Origin of the sequence: Thalassospira xiamenensis M-5 = DSM 17429 (assembly GCF_000300235.2) — a bacterium.
Classification (GTDB): domain Bacteria; phylum Pseudomonadota; class Alphaproteobacteria; order Rhodospirillales; family Thalassospiraceae; genus Thalassospira; species Thalassospira xiamenensis.
The window spans coordinates 4566816-4576570 of the sequence record NZ_CP004388.1; the positions used below are offsets into that span (position 1 = coordinate 4566816).

The 9755-nt window shown below is 53.5% G+C and carries 10 protein-coding genes; 9 read left to right on the top strand and 1 reads right to left on the bottom strand.

Annotation, left to right across the window (positions count from 1 at the left end):
• Nucleotides 1-90 precede the first annotated feature (90 nt).
• From rpsA to TH3_RS21175, 6 genes are all read left to right on the top strand, one after another.
• Nucleotides 91-1794 carry a 30S ribosomal protein S1 gene (gene rpsA / locus TH3_RS21150; RefSeq protein WP_007088344.1) on the top strand — a complete coding sequence of 568 codons (1704 nt, stop codon included), beginning with the start codon at nucleotides 91-93 and terminating at the stop codon, nucleotides 1792-1794.
• Between the two features lie 253 nt (nucleotides 1795-2047).
• On the top strand, nucleotides 2048-2971 hold the full coding sequence (gene sppA, locus TH3_RS21155; RefSeq protein ID WP_007088343.1) for a signal peptide peptidase SppA: 924 nt from the start codon (nucleotides 2048-2050) through the stop codon (nucleotides 2969-2971).
• Between the two features lie 73 nt (nucleotides 2972-3044).
• Nucleotides 3045-3320, top strand: coding sequence for an integration host factor subunit beta (ihfB, locus tag TH3_RS21160; protein WP_007088342.1), 276 nt, complete (start codon nucleotides 3045-3047; stop codon nucleotides 3318-3320).
• Nucleotides 3321-3509: 189 nt separating this feature from the next.
• On the top strand, nucleotides 3510-3824 hold the full coding sequence (locus tag TH3_RS21165; protein ID WP_007088341.1) for a LapA family protein: 315 nt from the start codon (nucleotides 3510-3512) through the stop codon (nucleotides 3822-3824).
• Nucleotides 3825-3958: 134 nt separating this feature from the next.
• On the top strand, nucleotides 3959-4681 hold the full coding sequence (gene pyrF, locus TH3_RS21170) for an orotidine-5'-phosphate decarboxylase (RefSeq protein ID WP_007088340.1): 723 nt from the start codon (nucleotides 3959-3961) through the stop codon (nucleotides 4679-4681).
• 234 nt (nucleotides 4682-4915) lie between these two features.
• Nucleotides 4916-6124 carry an MFS transporter gene (locus tag TH3_RS21175; RefSeq protein WP_052268442.1) on the top strand — a complete coding sequence of 403 codons (1209 nt, stop codon included), beginning with the start codon at nucleotides 4916-4918 and terminating at the stop codon, nucleotides 6122-6124.
• An 81-nt stretch (nucleotides 6125-6205) separates the two neighbouring features.
• Here TH3_RS21175 and TH3_RS21180 read toward each other — a convergent pair whose 3' ends face one another.
• Nucleotides 6206-7009, bottom strand: a complete 804-nt coding sequence (locus TH3_RS21180) for a TSUP family transporter (RefSeq protein WP_007088338.1) — start codon at nucleotides 7007-7009, stop codon at nucleotides 6206-6208.
• Nucleotides 7010-7204: 195 nt separating this feature from the next.
• On the opposite strand from TH3_RS21180, the gene mutM reads away from it, so the two are divergent.
• The 3 genes from mutM to rpsT all read left to right on the top strand — a co-directional run bounded on the left by mutM (nucleotide 7205) and on the right by rpsT (nucleotide 9425).
• Complete coding sequence (gene mutM, locus TH3_RS21185; RefSeq protein ID WP_007088337.1) at nucleotides 7205-8044, top strand: bifunctional DNA-formamidopyrimidine glycosylase/DNA-(apurinic or apyrimidinic site) lyase; 840 nt, start codon at nucleotides 7205-7207, stop codon at nucleotides 8042-8044.
• A 167-nt stretch (nucleotides 8045-8211) separates the two neighbouring features.
• Entirely contained in the window at nucleotides 8212-8988 is a 777-nt protein-coding gene (locus TH3_RS21190; protein ID WP_007088336.1) for an enoyl-CoA hydratase, read from the top strand.
• Nucleotides 8989-9164: 176 nt separating this feature from the next.
• Nucleotides 9165-9425, top strand: a complete 261-nt coding sequence (gene rpsT, locus TH3_RS21195; RefSeq protein WP_007088335.1) for a 30S ribosomal protein S20 — start codon at nucleotides 9165-9167, stop codon at nucleotides 9423-9425.
• The last annotated feature ends 330 nt before the right edge of the window (nucleotides 9426-9755 follow it).

The following is a 9755-nucleotide window of genomic DNA, read 5'->3' on the forward strand; positions in this document are numbered from 1 at the left end:
GCAAAAACCCGCCACGATTTTGTGGCAAGACCATCGGATACAACCGATTGGCCGGAATAGTGACGATACACTCGAAAGGAAGTCTCTTTAATGACAACCGCTGAACAAGCACAATTCTCCACCGGCGAAGATTTCGCCGCCCTGCTGGCCGAAAGCCTCGGTTCTGAAGACGAGGGCTTTATTGGCCGCGTGATGACCGGTACGGTCGTCAAAACCACCGACGACGATGCAATCGTCGACGTGGGTCTGAAGTCCGAAGGCCGCGTGCCGCTTAAAGAATTTGGCGCAGGCGACGTTAATATCGGCGATACCGTTGATGTTTATGTCGATCGCTATGAAAACAAAGATGGCCTGATCGTTCTGTCGCGCGAAAAAGCGCGTCGCGAAGAAGCCTGGGTCGAGCTGGAAAAACAGTTCAACGAAGGCAAACGCGTCGACGGTACCATCTTTGGTCGTGTTAAAGGCGGCTTCACTGTCGACCTGTCGGGCGCCGTGGCATTCCTGCCGGGCAGCCAGGTTGACATCCGTCCGGTTCGCGACGTTACCCCGCTGATGAACAACCCGCAGCCGTTCCAGATCCTGAAAATGGATCGTTCGCGTGGTAACATCGTGGTTTCGCGTCGTGCCGTTCTCGAAGAAACCCGTGCTGAACAGCGTGCTGAACTGATCCAGAACCTCCAGGAAGGTCAGGTTCTTGACGGCGTTGTCAAAAACATCACCGATTACGGCGCATTCGTCGATCTCGGCGGTGTTGACGGCCTGCTGCACGTCACCGACATCGCATGGAAGCGTATCAACCATCCGTCTGAAGCCCTTCAGATCGGCCAGACCGTCAAGGTCCAGGTTATCCGCTTCAACAGCGAAACCCAGCGTATCTCGCTTGGCATGAAACAGCTTGAAGCTGATCCGTGGGAAGGTGTCGAAGCCAAATACCCGGTCGGTTCGAAATTCGAAGGTCGTGTCACCAACATCACCGATTACGGCGCATTCGTCGAACTCGAAGCTGGTGTCGAAGGTCTGGTCCACGTTTCCGAAATGTCCTGGACCAAGAAAAACATCCACCCGGGCAAAATCGTTTCGACCTCGCAGGAAGTCGAAGTCATGGTGCTCGACGTCGATGCACAGAAACGCCGTATCTCGCTTGGTCTCAAGCAGTGCACCTCGAACCCGTGGGATGCCTTCCTGGCCGCTCATCCGGTCGAGTCCGAGATCGAAGGCGAAGTCAAGAACATCACCGAATTCGGTCTGTTCATTGGCCTTCTGGGCGGTATCGACGGTATGGCGCACCTCTCGGACCTGTCATGGGACCGCGCTGGTGAAGAAGTCATCAAAGAATACAAAAAAGGTGACATCGTCAAAGCCAAGGTTCTTGACGTTGACGTCGAGAAAGAACGCATCTCGCTTGGTATCAAACAGCTTTCGGGTGACCCGTTCAAAGAAGCCGTTACCGGCATCAAACGCGGCGAAACCGTAACCTGTGAAATCACCGAAGTTAACGATGGTGGTATCGAGGTTGCTGTTGGTGGCACCGATCTTAAAGGCTTCATCCGCAAGGCTGAACTCGCACGTGACCGTTCGGACCAGCGTCCGGAACGTTTCGCAGTTGGCGAGAAAGTCGATGCGCGTGTGACCACGATCGACGCCAAAACCCGCAAGGTTACCCTCTCGGTCAAAGCTCTTGAAGTTGCTGACGAGAAGAAAGCCATGGCGGATTATGGTTCGGCTGACAGCGGTGCATCGCTTGGTGATATCCTTGGCGAAGCACTTCGCAAGAAACAGGAAGGTGCCGAATAAGGCATCTGTTCCTGATCGAACAGGGTCTGCCACGGCAGATCATGAAGACGGGTCGTGCATTGCACGGCCCTTTTTTTTATCGCTTTTGTTCAAAATTCCCCGTTTGGACGCGACTTTGCCGTCGCCGTGTCATTTTTTAGCGAGAATTTTGGTTTCAAACAGTTTTTGTCCTTGCCAAGCGAATGAAGAAAAACCATTTGAAAAGGCAGGTTTTTGAAGCTGTTAGTTCATACTGAATACCGGGGCACATTAAATGGCACTTGATGCCGATATCCTTCTTGATCGTCGACGTTTGAAAAAATCGATTTTCCGCTGGCGGGTCCTGGCGGTCGTTGCCGTCATCATTGCCATTGTGATCGCCTTTGCACGCAGCGGCGCAAGTGACGCCGTATGGGGCAATATTGGTCCGCGCATTGTCGAGGTGAACATCGAAGGGGTGATTACAGAAGATCCCTATCTTCTGGATGCGCTGGAGGAGATTGAAGAAGACAGCGATGTCGCAGGTGTAATTGTGCATATCAACAGCCCCGGTGGCACTATGGTCGGTGGCGAGGCGCTGTTTGAAAGCCTGCGCCGGATTGGTGAAACCCGACCGATCGTTGCTGAAATGGGAACCGTGGCCGCATCGGGTGGTTATATGGCCGCCATTGCCGCCGATCATATTGTCGCCCATCGCGGGACGGTGACGGGATCGATTGGTGTGATTTTCCAGTCGATGAATTTCAACGGCACGCTGGAAAAGCTTGGTGTCGAGCCGCTAACGGTTAAAAGCGGCCCCCTGAAAGCCGTGCCAAATCCGTTCGAGCCGGTGGACGATGGCGCGCGAACGGCTATGGAAAGCCTGATTTCAGACATGTTTGGCGTGTTTGTCGACATGGTCGCTGAACGACGCGGCATGGATACCGATACCGTACGGAAATTGGCCGATGGCCGGGTTTATACCGGTCAGCAGGCCGTTGCGAACGGTCTGATCGACGAAATTGGTGGTCGACGCGAAGCTTTGCGTTGGCTGCAGGATGAAAAGGGTGTTGCACCCGATGTGGCAGTTGTGCCGCTTGAAATCGATTATCCGGATGACTCCCTCATGACGGTGTTATTCGAGGGAAATATCGGAAAAATGCTGTCATCTGAGGGGCTTAAACTTGACGGGTTGCTGACTGTCTGGCAACCTGAGTGAAAGCGCCGACGTGACGTAATCTAACCTTTGGTTGATTGGATATCTGTCAGAACGAACAGGATGGGGCCTGAATATGACAAAATCAGAACTGATCGCCCGGCTGGCCGAGATGAACCCGCATCTGTATCAGCGCGATGTGGAACGGATCGTGGCGACGATCTTTGACGAAATTACCGAGGCGCTGGCACGCGGGGATCGGGTTGAGCTGCGCGGCTTCGGCGCATTTTCCGTGAAACAGCGTGATTCCCGGGTCGGACGCAATCCGCGTACCGGTGAGGCTGTGCCTGTGGGCGAGAAAAAGGTTCCTTATTTCAAAACCGGTAAGCAGCTGCGCGAGCGTCTTAACTGACAGTTTACCGTTTTGAGCGGCTTGCTGTTCGTATGCGAACTGCGTTAAACCAAGCCTGCCGGGTTTTCACGGTGGCTGTAAAGTCATTTGAAAATATTTCCGTTTGACCATATCGGGTCCATGCTTTGGCTTGTCTGATGTGTGGGCTATGACACCATGCCTTTTTGCCCGTCGGCACCAGGAGTTAAAATGCGCATTCTCTATTGGATCATTTCCATTCCGCTTGCGATCCTGATTGCGATTTTTGCCGTGTCGAACCGGGCGTTGGTGACATTGTCGTTGTGGCCGTTGCCCTATGAAGTCGATATGCCGCTTTTCCTGCCGATCATGGTCGCACTGTTGATCGGGCTTGGTATCGGGTTGACATATGAATGGCTGGTGCATGGCAAGCATCGTCGTGCGGTCAAGCGCATGGATACAGAATTGCGTCGATTGCGCCCGGAAGAAACCGGCAACGACACGCCAAATGACAACAAGGCGATCAGCCAGCAGAAAGCGTCCTGACAGGAAAGACTGCGACGCGCGGACCAATATTGTGCCTAATTCGGGTTGGTATTTCGGTTCAAATCGGCTAAGTCATGCCCGGTCCACCGCAACTTCGTGGGCCAATCATGAAATTCCAGCCCGCCGGAGGACCCATGACCCAAGTTATAGCCCCCCAAGACCGTATTTTTTGCGCCATCGACACCACTGATCTTGCACATGCAGTTGATCTGGCTTCTCGTTTGGGCGGGGTGATTGGTGGGGCGAAGCTTGGCAAGGAGTTCTTTGCGGCCCACGGCCCGCAGGGCGTGCGTGAAGTCGCAAAAGCCGGGCTGCCGATTTTTCTGGATGTCAAATATCACGACATTCCCAATACTGTTGCTGGTGCCGTGCGTGCGGTAACGCCGCTTGGCCTCAGGATCGTGAATGTTCATGCCACGGGCGGCCTTGAGATGATGAAACGTGCTGGTGAAGCCGCACGTGAAGCCGCCGACAAAGCCGGTGTAAACGCGCCGTGGGTTATCGCGGTAACGATCCTGACCAGTCTGGATCAGGCTGACCTCGATGATGTTGGTCTGAGGGGACCGATCAGTGATCGTGTTGTCAAACTTGCCGAATTGACCCAGAAGGCCGGTCTGGACGGGGTTGTTTGTTCCGCACAGGAAATTACAGCGGCACGTGCGGCTTGTGGACCTGATTTCAAATTGATCACACCGGGCATTCGGCCAACCTGGGCAAGTACCGATGATCAGAAACGCATTGTCACGCCGCACGATGCCATGGCGATGGGAACGGATGTGATGGTGATTGGTAGACCGATTACCAAAGCTGATGACCCGGTTGTGGCCGCAAAACGCATTGTTGCAGAACTTTCCTGATCCGATTTATCCATTTTGTAATTCACGCAGGTCCGGTGTTCAACCGGGCCTGTTTCAGTTGTGACGTAACTGCATAGTTTTTATGCCAATTTCGCGATGGTGAAATTTGTGCACTGCACGCAGAATTGAATCGTTTCAAGCTTTCGGCTGATTAAAGCGCTTCGCAAACACGTCCGAAACTTGTCGCCCGACATTATCCCGCATTGGTGCGATGCACCCCTGGACATCCTGATCATGATAACTGCTGCTGCCCGTAATGGTTTCTTTGGAAACCTTCCGATCCTTGCTCTTGCGCTCGCATCCTTCGGGATCGGCACGACCGAATTTGTTATCATGGGATTGTTGCCGGATGTGGCGACAGATCTTGGTGTAAGTATTCCCGATGCCGGGTTGCTGGTTACCGGTTATGCGTTGGGTGTTACGTTTGGCGCGCCGTTTCTGGCGATTGCGACGTCAAAAATGGATCGTCGTCATGCCTTGCTGATGCTGATGGCAATTTTCATTTTCGGCAATTTCCTGTGTGCGATGGCACCGGACTACTGGCTTTTGATGGCGGCCCGTGTTGTGACCGCATTCTGCCATGGGGCATTCTTTGGTCTGGGGGCTGTTGTTGCGGCAAATCTTGTTGCGCCACATAAACGGGTACAGGCCATTGCCTTGATGTTTTCCGGTCTGACATTGGCGAATGTTCTTGGTGTCCCGTTTGGCACGGCACTTGGTCAGGAACTTGGTTGGCGTTCGACTTTCTGGGCGGTTGTCGGGATCGGGGTTTTTGCGGCTGTGGCACTTTATTTCTGTTTGCCGCGTAAAATCGCCGCATCGGGCGGTAGCTTGATTGCCGAAGCCCGGGCTCTGGCGAAAACCCAGGTTATCTTTGCCATGGCGATCAGTGTTCTGGCTTCGGCCAGCATGTTCAGCGTGTTTACCTATATCACCCCGATGTTGCAGAACATCACCGGCATTTCGGCACGGCAGGTAACCTATGTTCTGTTGCTGTTCGGTGCCGGTTTGACGATAGGCAACTATATCGGTGGCCGTCTGGGGGATTGGCGCCTGATGCCCGCAATCATTGCGACGTTTGTTCTCCTGATTGCGATACTTGCCGTATTTGCTGAAACCATCACCAATGTGATCCCGGCCGTGGCAACGGTTTTTGTCTGGGGGGTGGTTTCCTTCGCGCTGGTTTCGCCGCTTCAGATGCGGGTGGTTAACGAAGCCACGGAGGCGCCCAATCTTGCATCGACCCTTAATCAGGGAGCCTTCAATCTTGGTAATGCTTCTGGTGCCTGGTTTGGTGGTATCGCGATTACACAGGGCGTTTCCTATCAGGATATCCCATGGCTTGGTGCCGGGATTGCGGTGATTGCCTTAGTGTTTGCAGTCTGGAGCCACCTGATTGATCGCCGGGACGAGGCCTTTATCGAAACCGCAGCCAGCGCCTGACGGATTTCGGAACTAAAATGCAAGGCCCGCCGGAAACCATTCGGCGGGCTTTGTCGCATCGTAAATAAGCTATGTAGAACCTTATCCGGTCCAAACCTGCATCTGATCCCAATACTGGCTGATGGTGCTGCCGTACTGGTCGATGATCAGTTTGATCGAAATCGCGATAGAGGTGACAACCAGAAGCGGGCGTACGAGCCGTGCACCGACCTTCATAACCATATGGGATCCGATCTGGGCGCCGATCAAAGAGCCGACGGCCATAACCACTCCGATGATCCAGACGACTTCGCCACCGGCAATGAACATGACCAGTGACGCGAAATTTGATGTGAAGTTCAGGACCTTGGTATGAGCAGTTGCCTTTGTCATGTTGAAGCCAAGCAAGGCGACAAAAGCGATGGAAAAGAATGATCCGGTACCCGGTCCGAAAAAGCCGTCGTAAAAGCCGATGCCAAATCCAGCCGTAAAGGCAAATACGGACTTGCTGATGATCTGATGGGCGTCAATGTCACCAACGCGCGGCGAGAAAAGGAAATAAAGCGCAATCAGGATCAACAGGGCCGGAAGGATTTTAAGCAGGATGCTGGTATCAAGCATCTGTACCAGCACGGTGCCAAGTGCTGATCCGGCAAATGTCAGTACAATCGCCAGTACCATATTGCGCGGATCAACATAACCCTTACGGATAAAGTTGATTGAAGATGTCAGGCTGCCAAAGCTGCCCTGCAGCTTGTTGGTTGCCAAAGCCTGTGCCGGGGTAATACCCGCCCAGAGCAGGGCCGGGATGGTAATCAATCCACCGCCGCCGGCTATTGAATCAACCATGCCGGCGAAGGCTGCGACAGCAAAAAGTATCAGTAAAAGATCAACGCCAAATTCCATTGACTGAAATCCTGTGGATGGCACGTAAGGTGGGGCAGACGGGCCGGGTGGCAATAAACGGCGCAATCATATGTACTTGGCGGTCATCGTCCATTGTTACTTTGTAATGGCGACAATGTTGTTTGGTGTGCTGGCTTGCCAATCATCGGGCCGGGTTCTAGATATGTTTGACCCATTCATTTTGTGAGTTTTCCAATGCCTGAATTGCCTGAAGTCGAAACGGTGACACGCGGTCTGACGCCGGTGATGGAAGGTTTCGTGGTTGATCACGTTGTGCAACGCCGTCCAAACCTGCGTTTTCCATTTCCGGAAAATTTTGTGGGACGCATGGCGGGGCGCCGGATCAATCAGCTGACCCGTCGGGCAAAATATATCCTGGGCTATCTGGATGACGGGCAGGTTTTGTTGGTCCATCTTGGAATGTCGGGCCGGATGACGATTTTTGATGATCCCTTGGTGCGGGTTCCAGCCCCTGCAAAGCACGATCACGTCGATTTTGTCATGCAGAGTGGAGCGGTTGTCCGGTTTACCGATCCGCGGCGGTTCGGTGTCATCACCCTGATTGCTGCGGACGAGGTTAACACCCACAAGATGCTTGTCGATATTGGGCCGGAACCATTGGGCAACAGTTTTAATGCGACCGTTCTGGCGGCGGGAATAGCCAAACGCGCAAGTCCGATCAAAACGGTGCTGCTTGATCAGCGATTGGTTGCGGGACTTGGTAATATCTATGTATGCGAAGCATTGTTCAGATCGGGCATCGCGCCGGACCGTTTGGCCAAGGATTTGAAACCGGACGAGATTGAACGTCTTTACCGGGAAATCCGGTTGGTTCTTGAGGACGCGATTGCCGCCGGAGGATCGAGCCTGAAAGATCATCGTCAGGCCAATGGCGAGCTTGGCTATTTTCAGCACAGCTTCCGCGTCTATGGCCGAGAGGGTGAGGGTTGCTCTGCCGATGGTTGCGGCAGCACCGTCGGGCGAATCGTACAGGCAGGGCGATCAACCTTCTTCTGCCCGACATGTCAGAAATAAATCCCTGACCCTCATGTGAACCGGGAAACCGACCTGGTTATCATTTGATCCTGCCGGTTTGGTTGCGGCCAGCAAATAAAATCGGTAAAACAGTATCAAAATATGTTTTCGACCGAATCGGCCTGCTTTTGAATGTGGGCGCGATTCTCCGACAAAGGATTAGCAGAATGTCATACGAGAACATCATTGCCGAGGTTAAGGGTAATGTCGGTCTGATTACCCTTAACCGCCCGCAGGCGCTGAACGCACTTTGTGCGGCATTGATTACCGATATCGGTGAAGCGCTTGATCAGTTCGAAAATGATGAAAACATTCGCGCTATCGTCATTACCGGATCGGAACGGGCCTTTGCCGCCGGGGCCGACATCAAGGAAATGGCCGATTACGATTACATGGATGTTTATAAGAACGACTTCATCACCAAGGGCTGGACGTGGGTGGCAAGCTGCCGAAAGCCGGTTATTGCCGCCGTAGCGGGCTTTGCGCTTGGCGGCGGTTGTGAGCTTGCGATGATGTGCGACATCATTCTTGCGGCTGACACCGCAAAGTTTGGCCAGCCCGAAATCACCATCGGAACCATCCCCGGTGCGGGCGGGACCCAACGCCTTACTCGCGCCATTGGCAAATCCAAGGCAATGGAAATGTGTCTTACCGGTCGGATGATGGATGCAGAGGAAGCTGAACGTTCGGGACTCGTTGCGCGAGTCGTCCCGGCCGACTCGCTTTTGGAAGAAGCCATGAAACTGGCCGATAAAATCGCTTCTTTCTCTGGCCCGGTTTCGATGAAGGTGAAAGAAAGTGTCAGCAAGTCCTATGAAATGACCCTGACGGAAGGGCTGATGTTTGAACGTCGCGAATTCCATTCGACCTTTGCCCTTGATGACCGTGCAGAAGGCATGAAAGCCTTTTCTGAAAAGAGAAAACCGGACTTCAAGCATCGTTGAATCTGATGGCTTATTGCCCCGGTACCGGCGATGTATTGCTGCCCGGTAGCAGTCAAGAGTCGTAAACCGCGGAAATTCACCGGGATTGAAGGTATCGGGGGTTGACGAGGGTTTCCGACGGAGCTATAAGCCGCCCTCCGAATTACGTAACATTTGTTTTAAGAGACAGGTTCGCAATGGCTCACCATAAATCGGCCAAGAAGCGCATTCGCCGCAACGCCGCACGTGCAGAAGTTAATGGTGCACGCATCGGTCGCATTCGTACCTTCGTTAAGAAGGTCGAGGCTGCGCTGAACGTTGGCGACAAAGATGCTGCTCTGGCTGCGCTGAAAATTGCAGAGCCGGAAATGGCGCGTGGCGCGCAGCTCGGCGTTCTGCATAAGAACACCGTCGCTCGCAAGGTCTCGCGTCTGACCGCTCGCGTCAAAGCGCTCTAATTTATCCCTTACGGGATGGCGAGTCGAAGGCCGTGCTTGTAGCACGGCCTTTTCGCTGCCCGGATTTCGTCGAATCACCTTTTGTTCCTTGGTTGCGGCATCGCAAAAAACCGCACAAACAAAGGACTGTTTTGGTGCCGAAATCCTTTTAACGTTCTGTTAAAGATCGCCTTGCCTGATGTGGATCGCATCAGTACAGTGTTTTGACTTCGCTGGCCGCGCAACGCGGCGAAAGACGAAGAACCAAAAAACAAAAGGCGCGAGTACGCTTCCAAGACTTGGTGGAAGACAGGCGTGTTGATCATGATCGTGATCAACGCGGGCGAGTAC